The 18,721-nt window shown below is 70.9% G+C and carries 18 protein-coding genes and 1 tRNA gene; 10 read left to right on the top strand and 9 right to left on the bottom strand.

The genetic code is table 11. The features are described 5' to 3' along the window. Positions 1-17: 17 nt before the first annotated feature. From ACA089_RS05345 to gyrA, 3 genes are all read left to right on the top strand, one after another. A complete protein-coding gene (locus tag ACA089_RS05345) occupies positions 18-620 on the top strand; it encodes a DUF3011 domain-containing protein (RefSeq protein WP_372014165.1) in 603 nt (200 codons plus the stop codon). 25 nt (positions 621-645) lie between these two features. Next, positions 646-1,704 (top strand): S-methyl-5-thioribose-1-phosphate isomerase, encoded by a 1,059-nt coding sequence (gene mtnA, locus ACA089_RS05340; protein WP_372014162.1) that lies wholly within the window; start codon positions 646-648, stop codon positions 1,702-1,704. A 308-nt stretch (positions 1,705-2,012) separates the two neighbouring features. Beyond that, on the top strand, positions 2,013-4,610 hold the full coding sequence (gene gyrA, locus ACA089_RS05335) for a DNA gyrase subunit A (RefSeq protein ID WP_372014159.1): 2,598 nt from the start codon (positions 2,013-2,015) through the stop codon (positions 4,608-4,610). A gap of 76 nt (positions 4,611-4,686) precedes the next feature. On the opposite strand, the gene ACA089_RS05330 is transcribed toward gyrA, so the two are convergent. The 3 genes from ACA089_RS05330 to ACA089_RS05320 form a co-directional block, all read right to left on the bottom strand. Next, complete coding sequence (locus ACA089_RS05330; protein ID WP_372014156.1) at positions 4,687-5,652, bottom strand: restriction endonuclease; 966 nt, start codon at positions 5,650-5,652, stop codon at positions 4,687-4,689. A gap of 215 nt (positions 5,653-5,867) precedes the next feature. Continuing rightward, positions 5,868-6,359 (bottom strand): phasin family protein, encoded by a 492-nt coding sequence (locus ACA089_RS05325; RefSeq protein ID WP_372014151.1) that lies wholly within the window; start codon positions 6,357-6,359, stop codon positions 5,868-5,870. A 72-nt stretch (positions 6,360-6,431) separates the two neighbouring features. Further along, a complete protein-coding gene (locus ACA089_RS05320) occupies positions 6,432-6,707 on the bottom strand; it encodes a polyhydroxyalkanoic acid system family protein (protein WP_372014149.1) in 276 nt (91 codons plus the stop codon). 86 nt (positions 6,708-6,793) lie between these two features. On the opposite strand from ACA089_RS05320, the gene ACA089_RS05315 reads away from it, so the two are divergent. After that, a complete protein-coding gene (locus ACA089_RS05315) occupies positions 6,794-7,582 on the top strand; it encodes an FHA domain-containing protein (protein WP_372014147.1) in 789 nt (262 codons plus the stop codon). On the opposite strand, the gene msrQ is transcribed toward ACA089_RS05315, so the two are convergent. Further along, the gene (gene msrQ / locus ACA089_RS05310; RefSeq protein WP_372014144.1) at positions 7,551-8,195 is read right to left on the bottom strand and encodes a protein-methionine-sulfoxide reductase heme-binding subunit MsrQ; all 645 of its coding nucleotides are present in this window, start codon (positions 8,193-8,195) and stop codon (positions 7,551-7,553) included. The two genes, ACA089_RS05315 and msrQ, sit on opposite strands and share 32 nt — an antisense overlap. Before the next feature lie 37 nt (positions 8,196-8,232). After that, positions 8,233-9,204 carry a protein-methionine-sulfoxide reductase catalytic subunit MsrP gene (msrP, locus tag ACA089_RS05305; protein WP_372014142.1) on the bottom strand — a complete coding sequence of 324 codons (972 nt, stop codon included), beginning with the start codon at positions 9,202-9,204 and terminating at the stop codon, positions 8,233-8,235. Between the two features lie 149 nt (positions 9,205-9,353). On the opposite strand from msrP, the gene serC reads away from it, so the two are divergent. The 3 genes from serC (at position 9,354) to aroA (ending at position 13,049) form a co-directional block, all read left to right on the top strand. Beyond that, the gene (gene serC, locus ACA089_RS05300; RefSeq protein WP_372014139.1) at positions 9,354-10,439 is read left to right on the top strand and encodes a 3-phosphoserine/phosphohydroxythreonine transaminase; all 1,086 of its coding nucleotides are present in this window, start codon (positions 9,354-9,356) and stop codon (positions 10,437-10,439) included. Between the two features lie 69 nt (positions 10,440-10,508). Next, positions 10,509-11,675: a prephenate dehydratase gene (gene pheA, locus ACA089_RS05295; protein ID WP_372014136.1), complete on the top strand. Its 1,167-nt coding sequence runs from the start codon at positions 10,509-10,511 to the stop codon at positions 11,673-11,675. Between the two features lie 66 nt (positions 11,676-11,741). Next, entirely contained in the window at positions 11,742-13,049 is a 1,308-nt protein-coding gene (gene aroA, locus ACA089_RS05290) for a 3-phosphoshikimate 1-carboxyvinyltransferase (protein WP_372014133.1), read from the top strand. A 12-nt stretch (positions 13,050-13,061) separates the two neighbouring features. Here aroA and ACA089_RS05285 read toward each other — a convergent pair whose 3' ends face one another. Together ACA089_RS05285 and ACA089_RS05280 are read right to left on the bottom strand one after the other, a co-directional pair. Further along, the gene (locus ACA089_RS05285) at positions 13,062-13,625 is read right to left on the bottom strand and encodes an energy transducer TonB (protein WP_372014130.1); all 564 of its coding nucleotides are present in this window, start codon (positions 13,623-13,625) and stop codon (positions 13,062-13,064) included. 130 nt (positions 13,626-13,755) lie between these two features. Further along, the gene (locus tag ACA089_RS05280; protein ID WP_372014127.1) at positions 13,756-14,379 is read right to left on the bottom strand and encodes an energy transducer TonB; all 624 of its coding nucleotides are present in this window, start codon (positions 14,377-14,379) and stop codon (positions 13,756-13,758) included. 108 nt (positions 14,380-14,487) lie between these two features. On the opposite strand from ACA089_RS05280, the gene serS reads away from it, so the two are divergent. Next, positions 14,488-15,765: a serine--tRNA ligase gene (serS, locus tag ACA089_RS05275; protein WP_372017669.1), complete on the top strand. Its 1,278-nt coding sequence runs from the start codon at positions 14,488-14,490 to the stop codon at positions 15,763-15,765. A gap of 41 nt (positions 15,766-15,806) precedes the next feature. On the opposite strand, the gene ACA089_RS05270 is transcribed toward serS, so the two are convergent. After that, positions 15,807-16,391, bottom strand: a complete 585-nt coding sequence (locus ACA089_RS05270; protein ID WP_372014124.1) for an FMN-dependent NADH-azoreductase — start codon at positions 16,389-16,391, stop codon at positions 15,807-15,809. Positions 16,392-16,507: 116 nt separating this feature from the next. On the opposite strand from ACA089_RS05270, the gene ACA089_RS05265 reads away from it, so the two are divergent. Together ACA089_RS05265 and ACA089_RS05260 are read left to right on the top strand one after the other, a co-directional pair. Beyond that, a complete protein-coding gene (locus tag ACA089_RS05265; RefSeq protein WP_372014121.1) occupies positions 16,508-17,482 on the top strand; it encodes a LysR family transcriptional regulator in 975 nt (324 codons plus the stop codon). 147 nt (positions 17,483-17,629) lie between these two features. Continuing rightward, a tRNA-Ser gene (locus tag ACA089_RS05260) sits at positions 17,630-17,719 on the top strand. A gap of 11 nt (positions 17,720-17,730) precedes the next feature. Here the strand turns inward: ACA089_RS05260 and ACA089_RS05255 are convergent. Further along, complete coding sequence (locus ACA089_RS05255; protein ID WP_372014118.1) at positions 17,731-18,654, bottom strand: M28 family metallopeptidase; 924 nt, start codon at positions 18,652-18,654, stop codon at positions 17,731-17,733. Positions 18,655-18,721: the final 67 nt, after the last annotated feature.

Raw genomic sequence — 18,721 nt, 5'->3', positions numbered from 1 at the left:
CGCGCGCGGACGACGCCATGGACGTGGTGCGGTGCGAATCGGACGACATGCGCCGCGTGCACTGCCCGATGGACACCGGCGGTGGCGTCGACCTGGTCCGCCAGCTGTCCGGCAACACCTGCATCCGCGAATCCGACTGGGGGGTCGATGGCGACGGGGTATGGGTCGCTCGCGGTTGCCGCGCCGAATTCCGGGCCCGCGGCGAGCCGGCGGCGGTCAAGCGCCGGATGATCCGCTGCGAATCCGAAGGCGGGCGCACCGAGAGCTGCGCGGTCAGCCTGCGCGGGGCGCCGGTCCGCCTGCTGCGCCAGCGCTCGGCCCTGCCGTGCCGCCGCGACGAGAGCTGGGGCGTCGGGCGCAACGAGGTCTGGGTATCGCGCGGCTGCAAGGGCGAATTCGAGATCGGCGAACGCGACGGCGGGTTTCCACCCGGCGCGCGGCTGGTCACCTGCGAATCCAAGGACCGGATCAAGCGCAGCTGCGGGACCACCATCGAGCACCGGGCGAGCCTGCTCCGGCAGCTGTCCGGGATGGCATGCGAGGAAGGCCGCACCTGGGGCTGGGATGCCGAACGGATCTGGGTCGACAAGGGCTGCCGCGGCGAGTTCAGCGTCGAATAGCCGCGTAGAACGCTAGAATCCACGCATGGAAACCGCCTTCGACTTCGACCGCTACGACCACATCCGCCCGATCCTGTGGACCGGCGATGCGCTTGAACTGCTCGACCAGCGGCGCCTGCCGTTCGCGGTGGAGCACGTCACCTGCCGCGACAGCGACGAGGTCGCCCGCGCGATCCACGAGCTGGCGGTGCGCGGCGCCCCGGCGATCGGCATCGCCGCCGCCTGGGGCGTGGTCCTGGCCGCGCGCGCGGTCGATGCGAGCGATGGCGTGGAGGCGGCCGCCCGGCTGGAGCCGGCGCTGCAGCGGCTCAACGCGGCCCGTCCGACCGCGGTCAACCTGGCCTGGGCGTTGTCGCGGATGCGCCGTGCCCTGGCGGGTGCCGGCAGCGACTGGCGCGACGTGCTCGAGCGCGAGGCCCGCGCGATCGCCGACGAGGACCTGGCCGCCAACCGCCACATGGGGGCGCTGGGCGCGGGCCTGGTCGCCCCTGGCAGCGGCGTGCTGACCCACTGCAACACCGGCTCGCTGGCGACCGCCGGGTTCGGCACCGCGCTCGGGGTCATCCGCGCCGGCGTGGCCGAGGGCCGCATCGCCAAGGTGTTCGCCGGCGAGACCCGGCCCTGGCTGCAGGGCGCGCGCCTGACCGTGTGGGAACTGCAGCAGGACGGCATCGACGCCACCCTGATCGCCGATTCGGCCGCCGCGCACCTGATGAAGACCGGCGCGGTGCAGTGGGTGGTGGTCGGGGCGGACCGGATCTGCGCCAATGGCGACACCGCCAACAAGATCGGCACCTACCAGCTGGCCATCGCCGCCCGCCACCACGGGGTGAAGTTCATGGTGGTGGCCCCGTCCTCCACGGTCGACCTGGAGACCGCGGACGGTGCGGCGATCGAGATCGAGCAGCGCGACCCTGGCGAGTTGCACGGCCTCGGCGGAGTGCGCACCGTGGCCGAGGGCATCGCCGCGTGGAACCCGGTGTTCGACGTCACGCCCGCCGCGCTGATCGATGCCATCGTCACCGAGAAGGGCGTGGTGGAGCGTCCCGACACGGCACGGATGCGGGCGATGTTCGCCGGCTGACGCCGCGCGCGGACCGGGTTTCTTCCCGGTCCCGACATCGCGGTCCTGCTGCCGGGCCCGCCGCCCTGGCCGCCCGGCAACGTGGTGCGGGAGCGGGTTGGACCGCTGTCCGGGAAGTTCCGCGCCCCGGGCCGCCCGCGGCTCTCGCGAAGGGTCGCAAGTGCTTGTTTCTGCGTGGAAATAGTGGCCTTTTCGGCGGTCGGCTGTGCTAGAATCGACCGGTTGCGCGAAGTCCTTCCGCAACGCCGCGCCGGCGCCGTTGGACGGCACGCCGCGCGCACCTGACCACGACCCGCCGAAGAGTCCTGATGACCGACCTCGCGAAAGAAATCATCCCGGTCAACCTCGAAGACGAAATGCGCCGCAGCTACCTCGATTACGCGATGAGCGTGATCGTCGGGCGCGCGCTTCCCGACGTGCGCGACGGCCTCAAGCCGGTGCACCGCCGGGTGCTCTTCGCGATGAACGAACTGGGCGCGCACAGCAACAAGCCGTACTACAAGTCCGCGCGCATCGTCGGTGACGTCATCGGTAAGTACCACCCGCACGGCGACCAGTCGGTGTACGACACCCTGGTGCGCATGGCGCAGCCGTTCTCGCTGCGCTACCTGCTGGTGGACGGGCAGGGCAACTTCGGTTCGGTCGACGGCGACTCCGCCGCGGCGATGCGCTACACCGAGGCGCGCATGTCCCGCCTCACCCACGAGCTGATGGCCGACATCGACAAGGAAACCGTCGATTTCCAGCCCAACTACGACGAGAAGGAACTGGAGCCGACGGTCATGCCGACCCGGTTCCCGAACCTGTTGGTGAATGGTTCGGCCGGTATTGCCGTGGGCATGGCCACGAATATTCCTCCGCACAACCTGACCGAGGTGGTGGACGGCCTGCTCGCGCTGATCGCCGACCCCGAGCTCGACGTCGACGGCCTGATGCAGTACATCCCCGGCCCGGACTTCCCGACCGCGGGCATCATCAACGGCGTCGGCGGCATCCAGCTGGCGTACCGCACCGGGCGTGGCCGCGTGCGCATGCGCGCCAAGGCCGACGTGGAAGTGGCCGACAACGGCCGCGAATCGATCATCGTCACCGAGATCCCCTACCAGGTGAACAAGGCGCGGCTGATCGAGAAGATCGCCGAGCTGGTCAAGGAAAAGAAGATCGAGGGCATCTCCGAGCTGCGCGACGAGTCCGACAAGGACGGCATGCGCATCTACATCGAGGTCAAGCGCGGCGAATCGGCCGAGGTGGTGCTCAACAACCTCTACCAGCAGACCCAGCTGGAGTCGGTGTTCGGCATCAACATGGTCGCCCTGGTCGACGGCCGCCCGCAGCTGGTCAACCTCAAGCAGATCCTCGAGGCGTTCCTGCGCCACCGCCGCGAAGTGGTGACCCGCCGGACCATCTTCGAGCTTCGCAAGGCGCGCGCCCGGGCCCACGTGCTGGAAGGCCTGACCGTCGCGCTGGCGAACATCGACGAGATGATCGAGCTGATCAAGACCTCCGAAAGCCCGCAGGTGGCCAAGGAGCGCATGCTCGGCCGGACCTGGGAGCCCGGCCTGGTCGGCGCGCTGCTGGCCGCGGCCGGTGCCGAGGCTTCGCGCCCGGACGACCTGCCGGACGGCGTCGGCTTCATCGAGGGCAAGTACCACCTGACCGAGGTCCAGGCCCAGCAGATCCTGGAAATGCGCCTGCACCGCCTGACCGGGCTGGAGCAGGACAAGCTGACCGACGAGTACCGCCAGCTGCTCGAGACCATCCGCGGCCTGATCGAGATCCTCGAGAACCCGGACGTGCTGCGCGAGGTGATCCGCACCGAGCTGAACAACCTCAAGGAAGAGTTCGGCGACGCCCGCCGCAGCGAGATCCGCGCCAGCGAGGAAGACCTGGACATCCTGGACCTGATCGCGCCGGAAGACGTGGTGGTCACCTTGTCGCACGCCGGCTACGCCAAGCGCCAGCCGGTGTCGGCGTATCGCGCGCAGAAGCGCGGCGGCCGCGGCCGCAGCGCGGCGGCGACCAAGGAAGAGGATTTCATCGACCAGCTGTGGCTGGTCAACACGCACGACACGCTGCTGACGTTCACCAGCAACGGCAAGGTGTTCTGGCTACCGGTGCACCAGCTGCCGGAGGCCGGTTCCAACGCGCGCGGCCGGCCGATCATCAACTGGATCCCGCTGGAGGAAGGCGAGAAGGTCCAGGCCGTGCTGCCGGTGCGCGAGTACGCCGAAGGCTGGTACGTGTTCTTCGCCACCCGCGACGGCACGGTCAAGAAGACCCCGCTGACCGAGTTTGCCTTCCGCCTGGCGCGCGGCAAGATCGCGATCAGCCTGGACGACGGCGATGCGCTGGTCGGCGTGGCCCTGACCCACGGCGGCAGCGACATCATGCTGTTCGCCTCCAACGGCAAGGCGGTGCGCTTCGACGAATCGGAGGTGCGTTCGATGGGCCGCACCGCCACCGGCGTGCGCGGCATCCGCCTGGCCCAGGGCGAGGAGGTGGTGAGCCTGGTGGTGCCGGACGGCGAGGGCGACATCCTTACCGCCAGCGAGCGCGGCTACGGCAAGCGCACGCCTCTGGAGGAGTACCCGAAGAAGGGCCGTGGCACCCAGGGCGTGATCGCGATCCAGACCACCGCGCGCAACGGCAAGCTGGTCGGCGCGATCCAGCTGTCCGAGCAGCACGAGGTGCTGCTGATCTCCGATGGCGGCACGCTGGTGCGTACCCGCGCCTCCGAGATCTCGCAGGTCGGCCGAAACACCCAGGGCGTGACCCTGATCCGGCTGTCCGAAGGCGAGTCGCTGCAGGCGGTCGAACGGGTGGACGCTTCGCTGGACGACGAGGACGAACCGGTGGTCGCAAGGGGCGACGATGCCGTTACCGGGGACGTCGCGCCCCAGGCCTGACCGCGTTCCACTTCCGCAGGAACGGAAACGCCGGCCATGCGCCGGCGTTTCTGCTTGCGTACGCCACGCGGCGCCGTCAGACGGTGCGGCACTGCCTCCAGCGGACCACTTCGTCGCTTCCGGGCCGTGGATTGAGCTGCACCCGGGACGTGCGCAGCGCGGGATAGCGTTCCAGTTCGCTGCAGATCAGCGGCCAGACCATCTGGTCGGCGGCGTCGCGGTCGATCACCAGCGTCGCCCGGGTCAGCCAGTACGCCCGGGTAATGCCCGGCACCGTGGTCAGCGTGCGTGCCACATCGCCCTGGTAGCGCGCGAGGGTGGCGTCATCGGGGTTGTCCAGGATCACGTCCTCGGCGGCCGCAGCGGGTTCCGCCGCCGGCGGCGAGGTCTGCGCAGCGGGTGCCGCAGCGGTGGCGGGCGGCGGCGACGCACGCTCGGCGGACGGCGCCTGCAGCCGTGGCAGCAGGACGGCGACGGCCAGGCCGAGCGCCAGCGCACCGGCCACCGCCAGCCCGGTCTGCCGCTTGGCCTGCGCCCGCGCCGCCACCTCGATACCGCTGGTGGTCTCGGCCTGCAGGAACGGCTTGAGCAGCGGCCACAGGCGGCGCCCGTCGATCACTTCGATGCCATGCATGCTCGCGGCGGCAAGGGCATCGCGTTCGGCGTGGCCCTGGGTGAGCAGGATCCCGTTGCGGGCGCCCGCCAGGTCCATCGCGCCGACCAGCTCGTCCACGCTCGACGCGCCCAGGCGGTAGGCCAGCCCGTGCTTGCACGACAGCAGCCAGCGGCCGTCGCCATCGGTCATCAGCAACTGGCTGCTGGTGGAGTCGCCGCCCTGTTCGGGACCGAGGCTGGCATCACGAAGGCCGCGTTGCTGCATCGCCTGGCCGATGATGGTGGCGAATTCCCGCCAGCGCAGGTTGGCCAGTGCGCGCAGGCCCGCCGACGTTTCCGCCAGCGGCCGCCGGACCAGCCATACGTACAGGACCGCCAGCACGGCGACCAGCGCCGCCAGGCCCAGTCCCAGAATCCAGGAAGACATGCCGATCCCTGCGAGATAACCCCTGTCCGGGGCGAGATGTTACCCGGTTTCGCGCTGCGTCCCGCGGACCGGCGTGGAGCGAACGGACACGAGAAGGCCCGCCAGTCCGGTAGCCGAGAGGGGAGGGGAGCAAACGGCGGTTGGACTGGCGGGCCGGTTCCGATTCTGCCGCAGCGTCTTGTGCTGTGCAACAAAACGCGCGCCGGCGCGCGTCATCAGACGGTGGGCGGTACGCCTGGCGTGGCTGCTGCGGAACCGTCAGCCGGAGCCTGGGCACGCGACCGCTGCAACTCCAGCGTCAGCGCATCGATCCGTGCACCGAGCGCATCGAGGTCGTCGCGGGTCGGCACGTCGAGCTGGCGCAATGCCTGCTGCACGCGCTGTTCGAACATGCGGCCCATGCTGTCCCAGGCCTCGCCTGCGCGTGCCTGGGCGCGGCCCATCGCCGCGTCCAGGCTCTGCCGCAGGCCGTCGAGGCGGTTCGCCGCGCCACCGGCCGGCGCCTCGCCATCCTCGACCTGCCGTCCTTCCTCGGCGAGCTGTTCGAACAGGCGGCTGCCCTCGCTCTGCGCGCGGGCAAGCGCGCCGATCCCGGCGAGCCATACCTGGTGGGCGTTCTCGCCCATCTCACGGGCGATGCGCGAGGCCTGCGCCTGGAAGTCGGCGACGCTGCCACGGCCTGAAGCGTGATGCGGGTCGGCACTCATGTCCGGGTCCTGACGTGTGGGGAAGACCGGGTCAGTGTCCGCAAGCGGGCGATAAGGGCGCGTGAGCCGCGCTCAGTCCAGCCGCTCCCCAAGCACGCGGCGGATCTCGGCTTCGACCTGCCCGCGCAGGGCCGACAGCAGGAAGCCGAGTTCGGCGGTCACCCGGACCTGCTGCGGCAGAAGCTGCACCTGGCCGGTCAGCCCCGGGCCGGAAAGCATCACCGCATCGCCCTCCCATGCGCCGGACACCCCGAAGCGCTCGCGCAGCTGGGCGGCGATGCCGTCGACGATGGAACGCGCCTCGTCGGCGCTGCGGGTGTGCGGATGGAGGATGTCGATGCGTGACATGGCGGGCGGAGGGGAACGGGCGGGCAAGAGTAGCGCCGGGGCACCGGCGGCGACAGGGGGGCGTGATTTGCTAGGCTCTGTTCCGAATGACCGACCTGCAACTCCATTTCAGCAATCGCCAGCAGGTCGACCACCCGCTGTCCCCTGGAATCCACCGGCTGGTGCGGCAGGCCAACGGGCTGCTCGGGATCGGCGACGCGCCGGGCGCGGCCCTGATGGCCCAGTTCTGCCTGGACCAGCGCGGGCTCTGGCTGCAGGTGCCCGCCGGGGCACGCCCCGTGCACGTCAATGGCCGGCCCGTGCGGCGGATGGCGCTGCTGCGTGCCGGCGATGCGGTGTACGCGGACGGGGTCGAACTGCTGGTCCGCGCGCCGTTGCGCGCGGCCGGCCCGCTGGATCCGGGCGAGCACGCCGGTGATCCACGCGTGCTCCTGCGCGGCGTCGGCGGCCAGCACCACGGCCGCAGCTATACCCTGGGGCCGACCCGCCTGGTCGGCGCATCGCGCGAGGCCGACATCCGCATCGACGATCCCGCGTTCCCGGCGCGGCACGCGCTCCTGGAGCGCCACGGCGACGTGGTCCTGCTGCGCAACCTGGGGCAGGAGCCGAGCGTGGTGAACGGCATGCCCGTGCGCGAGGCGGTGCTCGGCCCGGGTGACCAGGTGGTGTTCGACGGCCAGCACCGCTTCGTGGTCGAGTTTCCGGCGGTCCCGGCCACCCCCGCGCCGGGCGGCGCGGCGGCGGACGCACCGCTGCCGGCGACGCCGTCGGCGCACGTTCCGGCGGGGTCGACCCGGCGCCTGCCCTGGCTGCTGCTGGCGGCGCTGCTGTCCGGCCTGGCGCTCAGCGCGCTGCTGTGGTTCGGCGCACGCTGAACCGGCGCACGACCCGCCAGCCCAGCAGGATGCAGACGATGCCGGCGTACAGCGCGGGCTCCCGCAGGTCGGACTTGACCAGCCACCAGAAGTGCAGCACCGCGAGCACCGCAACCGCATACACCAGGCGGTGCAGCTGGCCCCAGCGCCTGCCCAGGCGGCGCATCCAGCCGGCCGTCGAGGTCACGGCCAGCGGCAGCAGCAGCACCCATGCGGCGAAGCCCACGGTGATGTACGGCCGCTTGGCGATCTCCTCGAAGATCTGCGTCCAGTAGCCACCCAGGTCCAGCGCGAGGTAGGCCGCCAGGTGCAGGCAGGCGTAGAAGAACGCATACAGCCCGAGCAGGCGCCGGAAGCGCAGCAGCACCGACCGGCCCGTGAGTTGCCGCAGCGGGGTTATGGCCAGCGTCAGCAGCAGGAAGCGCAGCGCCCACAGGCCGGTGAAGTGCTCGATCTCGGCGACGGGATCCGCTCCCAGCGCATCGCTTCCGGTCCTCCAGACCTGGTAGACCCGCCACGCAAGCCAGGCCGCGGGCAGCAGCGACAGCACGTGGACGAGCGCTTTCGCCCAGGCAAGCGCGGGCGTCGATGCCGGGCGCGCGGGCCGGTTCATGCGCATGATGCGCGCGCGTGCGGGGCCAACCTTCCGCTCAGTACCACTTGCGCAGGTCCATGCCCGCGTACATCGGCGCGACCTGTTCGGCATAGCCGTTGAACGGCCGGGTCGGGATGCGCTCGGCGAACAGCTTGCTCTTGGTCCCGGCGATGCGGCGTTCGGTCTTCTGGCTCCAGCGCGGGTGGTCGACGGCCGGGTTGACGTTGGAGAAGAAGCCGTACTCGGACGGCTGCAACTCGTGCCACGCGGTCTCCGGCATGCGCTCGCTGAAGCGGATCGCCACGATCGACTTGATCGACTTGAAGCCGTACTTCCATGGCACCACCAGGCGCAGCGGCGCCCCGTTCTGCTGCGGCAGGGGCTTGCCATACAGGCCGGTCGCCAGCAGGGTCAGCGGGTGCATCGCCTCGTCGATGCGCAGGCCTTCCTTGTACGGCCAGTCGATCGAGCGGTAGCGCATGCCCGGCATCTGGCGTGGATCGGCCAGGGTGGTGAAGGCGACGAACTTCGCCTTCGACGTCGGCTCGAAGCGCCTGAGTACCTCGCCCAGCGGCGCCCCCAGCCAGGGCACGACCATCGACCAGCCTTCGACGCATCGCAGGCGGTAGATGCGCTCCTGCGGGGCGAGCCCGCGCAGCAGGTCGTCCAGCGCGATGCGGCCCGGCCTGGCGCACTCGCCATCAACCGTCACCGACCACGGCGAGGTGCGCAGCGTCTTCGCCGCCCGCGACGGGTCGCCCTTGTCGGTGCCGAATTCGTAGAAATTGTTGTAGGTGGTGACATCCTCGTAACGGGTCAGCGGCTCGTCCGTGCGGAATCCGGCCCGGGCATCCGCGGCGCTGATCGCGACTTTCGGCGCAGGCGGGGGTTCGGCCTCGGCGCAGCCGGGCAGGGTGGCCAGCAGCGGGCTGGCGGCGAAGGCGGCCAGCACCCTGCGCCGGTCGCGGTAGACCGCCTCGTCGGTGATTTCGCTGGCGGGAATCCGGGGCAGGCGCGGGGGGCGCATCGGTCGACTCCATCGGCGGACAACGGCTGGGACCACGGCACCGGTCGCCGGGTTCCCGGGGCGCGTGCAGCCGCCGGCACGCAAGCCTTGGTTGCGCCCGCAACCGCTGCACTGCGGCATACTACGGGGCCTTTCGTGACGGGTGGTTCATGACGCGCGCCTACAACTTCAGTGCCGGCCCTGCGACATTGCCGGAACCGGTGCTGCGCCAGGCGCAGGCCGAGATGCTGGACTGGAACGGGGTGGGCGCGTCGATCGTCGAGCTGAGCCACCGCGGGGCCGAATTCATGGGCGTGGCCGCCCAGGCCGAAGCAGACCTGCGCACCTTGCTGTCCGTGCCCGACGACTATGCGGTGCTGTTCCAGGCCGGTGGCGCCACTACCCAGCAGGCCCTGCTAGCGCTGAACTTCGCCGCACCCGGCCAGACCGTCGACTACGTGGTCACCGGGCACTGGGGCAAGACCGCGATCAGGCAGGTGAGGCCCTACGTCAACGTGCACGTGGCCGCCGATGGCGAGCCCGGCGGGTTCCACGACATCCCGCCCCGCGCGGGCTGGTCGCTCAGCCAGGACGCGGCGTACGTGCACATCACCGCGAACGAGACCATCCACGGCGTCGAGTTCCGCGACACGCCCGACGTGGGTGCGGTGCCGCTGTTCGCCGACTTCAGTTCGTCCATCGCCTCGGAGCCGCTGGACGTGTCCAGGTACGGGCTGATCTACGCCGGCGCGCAGAAGAACCTCGGTCCGGTCGGCGTGTCGGTGATGATCGTCCGGCGCGAGCTGCTCGAGCGCCAGGGCCAGCCCCGCGCCGATATCTTCACCTACGCCTCGCACGCGGCCCGCGACTCGATGCTCAACACGCCGCCGACCTGGAACTGGTACCTGCTCGGCCTGACCGTGAAATGGATGCTGGACGAAGGCGGGGTGGAGGAGTTCGCCCGCCGCAACGCGGCCAAGGCGGCGCTGGTCTACGGCGCCATCGACGCGTCCGGCGGCTTCTACCGCAACGACGTCGCTGCGGCTGCGCGCTCGCGCATGAACATCCCGTTCTTCCTGCCCGATGAAACCCTGACCGCCCGGTTCGTGGCCGAATCGAAAGCCGCCGGCCTGCTGGCGCTGAAGGGCCACAAGGCGGTCGGCGGCCTGCGTGCATCGCTCTACAACGCCATGCCGGTGGCCGGGGCGCAGGCCCTGGTCGATTTCATGCGCGATTTCCAGCAGCGTCAGGGCTGAGCGGAGCATCGCCGCCCGCGACGCACACCCGCCGCTTCGCGGCCGGCCTCCCCGAACACGGACCCACCCATGGCAGCACCGAGAAAACCCGCGACCGGCACGCCGGTTCCCCGCAAGAAGCCGGTGGCCGGGCGTGCCGCCCCGCCGGCCAATGCGCCGCCCGCGCTCTCCGACGTGCGCGCGCAGATCGACGGCATCGACCGCCGGATCCAGGAACTGATCGCCGAACGCGCACGCTTCGCGCTGCAGGTCGGCAAGGCCAAGGGCAAGCTGGCCGCGGCGGTCGACTATTACCGGCCCGAACGCGAGGCCCAGGTCCTGCGCATGGTGGTGGACCGCAACGAGGGTCCGCTGTCGGACGAAGTGCTGGTGCACGTGTTCCGCGAGATCATGTCCGCGTGCCTGGCCCAGCAGGAACCGCTGAAGATCGGCTACCTCGGCCCGGAGGGAACCTTCAGCCAGCAGGCGGTGCTCAAGCACTTCGGCCGCTCCGCGCACGGCCTGCCGCTGGGCAGCATCGAGGAGGTGTTCCAGGAGGTGGAGGCGGGCAATGCCGACTTCGGCGTGGTGCCGGTCGAGAATTCGGGCCAGGGCACCATCCAGGTCACCCTCGACATGTTCCTGACCTCGCCGCTGAAGATCTGCGGGGAAGTGGAGCTGCTGGTGCACCAGTACCTGCTCTCGCGCAGCGGGCGGATCGAGGACATCGAGCGCATCTACGCGCACCCCCAGGCGTTCGCGCAGACCGCCGGCTGGCTGCGGACCAACCTGCCCAAGGCCGAGAAGGTCCCGGTGTCGAGCAACGCCGAGGGCGCGCGCCGCGCGCGCGGCGCCGACGACGCGGCCGCCATCGCCGGCGAGAGCGCGGCGCACGTGTATGGCCTGAAGAAGGTCATCATGCGCCCGATCCAGGACGACAAGGACAACACCACGCGGTTCCTGGTGATCGGCCGCAAGATCTTCCCGCCTTCCGGCCATGACCGCACTTCGATCCTGGTGTTCATCCACGACAAGCCCGGCGCGCTGTTCGACGTGCTCAGCCCGTTCGCGCGCCATGGCGTGAGCATGAACCGGATCGAGTCGCGGCCTTCGCACCAGGCCCGCTGGGAATACGCGTTCTTCATCGACCTGGCCGGCCATGTCGAGGACGAAGCGATGAAGCAGGCGCTGGCCGAACTGGAAAAGCACGTGGCCCAGGTGAAGGTGCTGGGCTCGTACCCGGTGGCGGTTCCCTAGGACGCCCGCGGGCCGCAATGAAACGAGGCCGTCGGCGACGGCCTTCCCCCATCGCATGGAGTAGAGATGTCGCAGTCGCAGCATTGGGTCGCAACCGCCGGGCAGCCGCTGCGCGGCACGCTGGACATCCCGGGCGACAAATCGGTCTCGCATCGTTCGGTGATGCTCGCCGCCCTGGCCGATGGCGTGTCGACGGTAGACGGGTTCCTGGAGGGCGAGGACACGCGCGCCACCGCCGCGATCTTCTCGCGCCTGGGCGTGCGCATCGAGACGCCATCGCCGTCGAGGCGGATCGTGCACGGGGTCGGCGTCGACGGATTGAAGGCGGCCGACGGTCCGCTCGACTGCGGCAACGCCGGCACCGGCATGCGCCTGCTGGCAGGACTGCTGGCGGCGCAGCCGTTCGACAGCGTGCTGGTCGGCGACGAATCGCTGTCGAAGCGGCCGATGCGCCGCGTCACCGGGCCCCTGGCGCAGATGGGCGCCAGGATCGACACGCGGGAGGATGGCACCCCGCCGCTGCGCATCCACGGCGGCCAGGCCCTGGCCGGTATCGACTACACGCTGCCGGTGGCCTCGGCCCAGGTGAAGTCCGCCCTGTTGCTGGCGGGCCTGTACGCCCGGGGCGAAACCGCGATCACCGAACCGCATCCGACCCGCGACTACACCGAGCGCATGCTGTCGGCGTTCGGCGTGGAGATCGAATTTTCGCCGGGGCATGCGCGCCTGCGCGGCGGCCAGCGCCTGCGCGCGACCGACATCGCCGTGCCCGCGGATTTCTCCTCGGCCGCGTTCTTCCTGGTCGCGGGCAGCATCGTCCCCGGTTCCGAACTGCGCCTGCGGGCGGTGGGCCTGAATCCGCGCCGCACCGGCCTGCTGCAGGCGTTGCGCCTGATGGGCGCTGATATCCGCGAGGAAAACCCGGCCACGCATGGTGGCGAACCGGTCGCCGACCTGGTCGTGCGGCATGCACCATTGCGTGGGATCGACGTGCCCGAAGCGCTGGTCCCCGACATGATCGACGAGTTCCCGGCGCTGTTCGTCGCAGCCGCCTGCGCCGAAGGCGCGACCGTGGTCCGTGGGGCCGCCGAACTGCGGGTCAAGGAATCCGATCGCCTCGCGGCGATGGCGACAGGCTTGCGTACCCTGGGCCTGCGGGTGGACGAAACGCCCGATGGCGCCACCATCCAACCGGGGGCGCTGGGCGCCGGAACGATCGAAAGCCATGGCGACCACCGGATCGCCATGGCCTTCGCAGTGGCCGCGCAACGGGCCACCGGAGAGGTCAGGGTGGACGACGTAGCCAACGTGGCGACGTCGTTCCCGGGCTTCGACGCCCTGGCGCGCGGCTGCGGGTTCGGCCTGCGCGCCTGAGGCCTGACGACCTCAGCCCTGGCGGAAATCCACGGGCAGCTGCACCGTGGCCGGCACCGCCTTGCCATCACGGATCGCGGGCTCGAAGCGCCACTGGCGCGCCGCCTGGATTGCCGCGCGATCGAAGCTGCGGTCCCGGGTGCCGTTGCGCTGGATGACGTTCACGTCGGTGGGTACGCCGCGGGCGTCGAGCGCGATGCTCAGCAGCACGCTGCCTTCCTCGCCGCTGCGCAACGCGGCGCGCGGATACTCGGGCATGGGGTTGCCCGCCAGCGGGCGGGCGGGCCGATCGGCCACGACCGGCGCGCGACGGCCCGGGGCGTCCGTGGCCGGCCGGGCGTCACGGGTCGCGACCGTCGACGGCGGCGCTACCGGCTCGGAGGGAAGGGTGGTGGCGGCCGGGGCGGGCGCATCCGCGGCCCGGTTGTCGCGCTGCGTGTACCACCACGCGCCGAGGGCGACGAGCGCCACGCCCAGCGCGGCGACCAGCACGGGCGAGGTGCGCTGGCGCGGGGCGGCGTGTTCGTCGTGGGCTACGTGGGCGGCATCGTGATGGTGCGTGGTGTACGTGGCCATGCGAATTCCTCGGTGGGGTGACGCGACCGAGTCTCGGCAGATAGATGTCTTCGCCAGGTCGAGATTGGCTGAACGTTTCCCGGCTGAAGCGCCTCCGTTCAGCGACTTGCAGGCGCGGTGAGCGAGTCGGTTACTCGAGCTTGAAGTCGATCGGCACCGACAGGCTGCCGGCGACCGCGGCTCCCGCCGCGTCGCGCGCCGGCGCGAAGTGCCAGCGCGAAACAGCCTCGACGGCTGCACGATCGAGCTCGCGCGAGCCGCTGCGCTCCACCACCTCCACCGATACCGGCCGGCCCTCGGCATCCACCGCGACCTGGACCACGACGGTACCGGTATCGCCACGGCGCAGCGCCCCGACCGGATAGCGGGGCGACGGGGACTGGTCCGGCAGCGGAACCGGAGGCTGCGCAGGAGCGGCGACCGCGGGGGCGTTCTCCTCGAGGCTGGGCGGCAGCGGAGCGGGCTCGGCGGGAGCGGGCGCCGGCGGCGCGGCCTCGACCAGGCGCGGCGCCTCGTCGGAAGGGGGCGGCAGCGGCGTGGCGGCATCGCCTGCGGGCATCGGCCGCGGAAGGGGCTCGAACGCCGCGGGCGCCGCCACCGGCTGCATCGGCACGGGCGCGGCCACGTCGTCGCGTCGCGCGACCAGCCACACCAGCACGAACAGCAGCCATCCGCCGAGGAAAGCGGCGCCGACGAGCACCCAGCGTCCGGGCAGGCGCTGGAGGAAACCGGGCAGGGCGGGGGTGTGGGCCATGGGCGCTACGGTGGGTCGTCGGCCGGATTCTGTCACAGCCCCGGTGAACCGCGGCGCGGCCCGCCGCGATTGGGGATAATGGACGACCGAATCCGCCTGCTGCCCGCCATGCTCGATCCCGCGCTGCTCCGCAACCAGACCGCCGTCCTGGCAGAACGCCTGGCCACCCGTGGCTACCTGCTCGACATTCCCGCCATCGAAGCGCTGGAATCGGAGCGCAAGGCGATCCAGGTGCGCACCCAGGAGCTGCAGAACCTGCGCAACACCCGCTCCAAGGCGATCGGGCAGGCCAAGGCCAAGGGCGCGGACGTGTCGGCGCTGATGGCCGAGGTCGCAGGCTTCGGCGAGGAGCTCAAGTCGTCCGAGCTGCGGCTGGACGAGATCCGCGGGCGGATCGACGCGATCTCGCTGGGCATTCCGAACATCCCGGCCGATGACGTGCCCCAGGGGGCGGACGAGTCCGGCAACGTCGAGAAGCACCGCTGGGGAACGCCGCGCGGCTTCGACTTCCAGGTCAAGGACCACGTCGAGCTCGGCGCGCGCCACGGCTGGCTGGACGCCGACACCGCCGCCAAGCTCTCGGGCGCGCGCTTCACCGTGCTGCGCGGCCAGCTGGCCCGGCTGCACCGCGCGCTGGCGCAGTTCATGCTCGACCTGCACACCGGCGAGCACGGCTACGAGGAGACCAGCGTGCCGCTGATCGTCAATGCCGACTCGCTGCAGGGCACCGGCCAGCTGCCGAAGTTCGAGGAGGACCTGTTCTCGACCGAACTGGGCGAGCACCGGCGCTACCTGATCCCGACTTCGGAGGTTCCGCTCACCAACATCGTGCGCGAGGAGATCGTCGAAGCCGAGCGACTGCCGCTGCGGATGAGCGCGCATTCGCTGTGTTTCCGTTCGGAAGCCGGCAGCGGTGGCCGCGACACCCGCGGCATGATCCGCCAGCACCAGTTCGAGAAGGTGGAGCTGGTGTCGATCACCAGGCCGGAGGACAGCGACGCCGAGCACGAGCGCATGACCCGCGCGGCGGAGACCGTGCTCGAGAAGCTGGGGCTGCCGTACCGCAAGGTGCTGCTGTGCACCGGCGACATGGGGTTTTCCGCGCGCCGCACCTATGACCTGGAGGTGTGGCTGCCCTCGCAGGCCACCTACCGCGAGATCTCGTCCTGCTCGACCTGCGGCGATTTCCAGGCTCGACGCATGCAGGCGCGCTGGCGCAATCCGGCCACCGGCAAGCCCGAGCTCGTGCATACGCTCAATGGCTCGGGCGTGGCGGTGGGCCGTGCGCTGATCGCGGTGATGGAGAACTACCAGAACGACGACGGCTCGATCACCGTGCCCGAGGTGCTGCGCCCGTACATGGGCGGGGCCGAACGCATCGCCTGATCCCCCGGCTCAACGTCGCCACCGCCCCCGCTACGGCAGCGTCAGGCGGCAGCGCGCAGGCGGCTCGGCTGCGGGATCGTGGCCTTGGCGCCGGCGATCGCCTCGCTGCGGTGCTGCGCCGAATAGGCCACGCCCTCGGCGCGGACGAACTCGACGTCGTCGATGCCCAGGAAGGCGAATACCTGGCGCAGGTACGGCTCCTGGAAGTCGGTCGGCGCGCCGCTGTGCACGCCACCGCGACCACTGGCGATGATCACCTTCTTGCCGCCGGCCAGGCCCTCCGGGCCGCTGTCGGTATAGCGGAACGTGCGTCCGGCCACCGCCACCCGGTCGATCCAGGCCTTGAGCGTCGAGGGGATGCTGAAGTTGTACATCGGTGCGCCGATGACCACGACGTCCGCGTCCAGGAACTGCTGCAGCGTGCGTTCGGCATCGGCCGCCTCGCCAGGGTCGGCCTTGGCCAGGCTTGCGCCGGTCAGGTGGGGAAGGGGACTGGCATCGAGGTCGCGGTATTCCACGCGCACGCCCTCCGGAGCGGCGGTCCACTGTGCGACGATGGCTGCGCTCAGCTCCCGGGTCACCGAGTTCGGGCCGAGGGCGCTGGAGTCGAGGTGCAGGAGTTTCATGGCGTGTCCTTGTCGGGGCGGCGGGTCGCCGCGTCGGAGGCCACTATCCGTTGTTGCAAAAGTAGGATAAAGGTGGTTAGATGCCACCATCCGTTCCGCACATGGAAATATAGCCCATGCAGGACCTCAACGACCTCTACTATTTCGCCATGGTGGTCGAGCATGGCGGCTTCGCGGCCGCCGAGCGCGCCCTGGGCATCCCCAAGTCGCGGCTGAGCCGGCGCATCAGCCAGCTGGAGACCGACATGGGCGTGCGCCTGCTGCAGCGCTCGACGCGCCGCTTCGCGGTGACGGATGTCGGCATGAGCGTGTATCGCCACGCGCAGACGATGCTCACCGAGGCGCAGGCCGCGCGCGAGGTCGTCGACCGGCTCAGCGCCGAGCCGCGGGGCGTGGTCCGGGTCAGCGTGCCGGTTGCCCTGGCGCAGCAGCAGCTGCCCAGGCTGCTGCCGAGGTTCCTCGAGCAGTACCCGAAGGTGCGGCTGCAGCTGCACATCGGCAACCGGCGTGTGGACCTCATCAACGAAGGTTTCGACGTCGCCTTGCGCGTGCGTGCGCGACTGGACGACGACGGCAGCCTGGTGATGCGCAGCTTCGGCCAGATCCAGGAGCTGCTGGTGGCCAGCCCGAAGTACCTCGACCGCGCCGGCCGCCCGCGGGATCCTTCCGACCTCGCTTCGCACCTGACCCTGAGCATCCACGAGGACGAGGCGCACCAGCGCTGGGAGCTGCACGGCCCGGGCGGCGAGGTCCGCCGCGTCGACCTGCAGCCGCGCGTGGCCGGTTTCGATTTCCCGCTGCTGCAGGCCATGGTCAAGGACGGGTTCGGCATCACCATGCTGCCGGAAACCGTGTGCGCCGAAGCGGTGCGCCGCGGCGAACTGGAAGTGGTGCTGCCGGAGTGGTCGTTGCCGCAGGGCATCTGCCACGCGGTGTTCGCCTCGCGGCGCGGCCTGCTGCCGGCGGTGCGGGTCTTCATCGACTTCCTGGCCGAGCACCTGCCGCAGCAGATCGAGGCGTCGCGCCTGGACTGCGGAAACTGCGGCGGCAAGGCCGGCGCGAAACAGGCGGAAGGCGCCGAGGCGGGCTGATCGCTTCCGCGACCCGTGCGACAATCCCGCCGCGGTGCGGCACGGCGTGCGCTCCGCGGCGGCGGCGCCCCGGCACGCGGATGGACCCGGCCGAGGTGGAGCACCCCGACGGCGCGATGCCGATGCATCGCCAGCCTGCATCCACACGGAGAGATGGCCGAGCGGTTTAAGGCACCGGTCTTGAAAACCGGCGTAGTGGCGACACTACCGTGGGTTCGAATCCCACTCTCTCCGCCACACCCCTCCCGCTAGGGCGCGCGCGGCGCTGCCGGCCCGGCGTCCAGCGACCGCAGGCCCGCTTCCAGCACGTGCAATGCCTTCGGCACGTTGCCGGCATCGAGCTGGCTGTCGTCGTCCTGCGGGCTGTGGATCACCTGCATCACCCTGGGTGCGGGATCCGGCGTCTGCCCGGCGAAGACCTGCAGGATCGCCGGGATCTCGTCGGCGCCGACCAGCGAGAAGGAAACCGCCGGCCAGCCCACCTTGAGGAAGGCGAGGTGATCGGTGGGCGGGTACCGGTCGCCCGGCTGGAAGCCCAGGCCTTCACCCTTGCTGGCGGCCTGCAAGGCCGCGACCAGCGGGGTGCCGTCCTGCGGCGTCATCATCCACAGCGTGTCGCCCCAGCCGAACACGTCGAAGTTGACGTACAAGGCAGGCTGTTCCTGGCCGGCGGCGGCGACCCAGGCGCGCGAGCCGAGCAGGCCATGCTCCTCCAGGTCCCAGAACCCCAGCTTGACCCGGTGGGAGCGCAGCGGCCGTGCCTGCAGGGCACGGGCGAGTTCGAGCACGGTCGCCACGCCGGAGGCGTTGTCGGTGGCGCCGTGGCCGACGTCGACCCGGTCGTAGTGCGCGCCGATCAGCAGCAGCGGCGCATCCGCGGGACCGCCGAGGTCGGCGACGAGGTTGCGGCCCTGCCTTCCCTCCTGCTCGAACGCCTGCTCCTGCCATGGCACGCCCATCGCGTCCAGGCGCGCGGTGATCGCGGCGGCGCGTGCCGCACTGTCCTCGCCGGCGCTGATCCCGGCCACCTGCGCCAGCCAGCGGTTGGCGACGGCTTCGTGCGGCGCTTCGGCCGCCGCGGGTGCCGCCAGGCTCGCGGCGAGCAGGACGAGGAACAACCGCGCGGACAGGGCCGGGCGTCGGGCCCGGTGGAGCAGGGTGTGCTGGTGCATGAAGGTTTCCCCGGAAACAGGGGCACAGTATGCCCGGGCGGGCGCTTGCCGGGCGGCAGTACGGGGG

Origin of the sequence: Pseudoxanthomonas fibrivorans (assembly GCF_041464125.1) — a bacterium.
In the GTDB taxonomy this organism is placed as follows: domain Bacteria; phylum Pseudomonadota; class Gammaproteobacteria; order Xanthomonadales; family Xanthomonadaceae; genus Pseudoxanthomonas.
This window is presented reverse-complemented; position numbering and strand designations above follow the sequence as displayed.

Coding starts and splice junctions, on each gene's coding strand:
- ACA089_RS05315 (WP_372014147.1), top strand. CDS start 6,794: ATGACCGACCTGCAACTCCATTTCAGCAATCGCCAGCAGGTCGACCAC.
- gyrA (WP_372014159.1), top strand. CDS start 2,013: ATGACCGACCTCGCGAAAGAAATCATCCCGGTCAACCTCGAAGACGAA.
- msrP (WP_372014142.1), bottom strand. CDS start 9,204: ATGCGCCCCCCGCGCCTGCCCCGGATTCCCGCCAGCGAAATCACCGAC.
- ACA089_RS05330 (WP_372014156.1), bottom strand. CDS start 5,652: ATGTCTTCCTGGATTCTGGGACTGGGCCTGGCGGCGCTGGTCGCCGTG.
- ACA089_RS05285 (WP_372014130.1), bottom strand. CDS start 13,625: ATGGCCACGTACACCACGCACCATCACGATGCCGCCCACGTAGCCCAC.
- ACA089_RS05280 (WP_372014127.1), bottom strand. CDS start 14,379: ATGGCCCACACCCCCGCCCTGCCCGGTTTCCTCCAGCGCCTGCCCGGA.
- ACA089_RS05345 (WP_372014165.1), top strand. CDS start 18: ATGGACGTGGTGCGGTGCGAATCGGACGACATGCGCCGCGTGCACTGC.
- ACA089_RS05320 (WP_372014149.1), bottom strand. CDS start 6,707: ATGTCACGCATCGACATCCTCCATCCGCACACCCGCAGCGCCGACGAG.
- serC (WP_372014139.1), top strand. CDS start 9,354: ATGACGCGCGCCTACAACTTCAGTGCCGGCCCTGCGACATTGCCGGAA.
- ACA089_RS05270 (WP_372014124.1), bottom strand. CDS start 16,391: ATGAAACTCCTGCACCTCGACTCCAGCGCCCTCGGCCCGAACTCGGTG.
- mtnA (WP_372014162.1), top strand. CDS start 646: ATGGAAACCGCCTTCGACTTCGACCGCTACGACCACATCCGCCCGATC.
- aroA (WP_372014133.1), top strand. CDS start 11,742: ATGTCGCAGTCGCAGCATTGGGTCGCAACCGCCGGGCAGCCGCTGCGC.
- ACA089_RS05325 (WP_372014151.1), bottom strand. CDS start 6,359: ATGAGTGCCGACCCGCATCACGCTTCAGGCCGTGGCAGCGTCGCCGAC.
- pheA (WP_372014136.1), top strand. CDS start 10,509: ATGGCAGCACCGAGAAAACCCGCGACCGGCACGCCGGTTCCCCGCAAG.
- msrQ (WP_372014144.1), bottom strand. CDS start 8,195: ATGAACCGGCCCGCGCGCCCGGCATCGACGCCCGCGCTTGCCTGGGCG.
- serS (WP_372017669.1), top strand. CDS start 14,488: ATGCTCGATCCCGCGCTGCTCCGCAACCAGACCGCCGTCCTGGCAGAA.
- ACA089_RS05255 (WP_372014118.1), bottom strand. CDS start 18,654: ATGCACCAGCACACCCTGCTCCACCGGGCCCGACGCCCGGCCCTGTCC.
- ACA089_RS05265 (WP_372014121.1), top strand. CDS start 16,508: ATGCAGGACCTCAACGACCTCTACTATTTCGCCATGGTGGTCGAGCAT.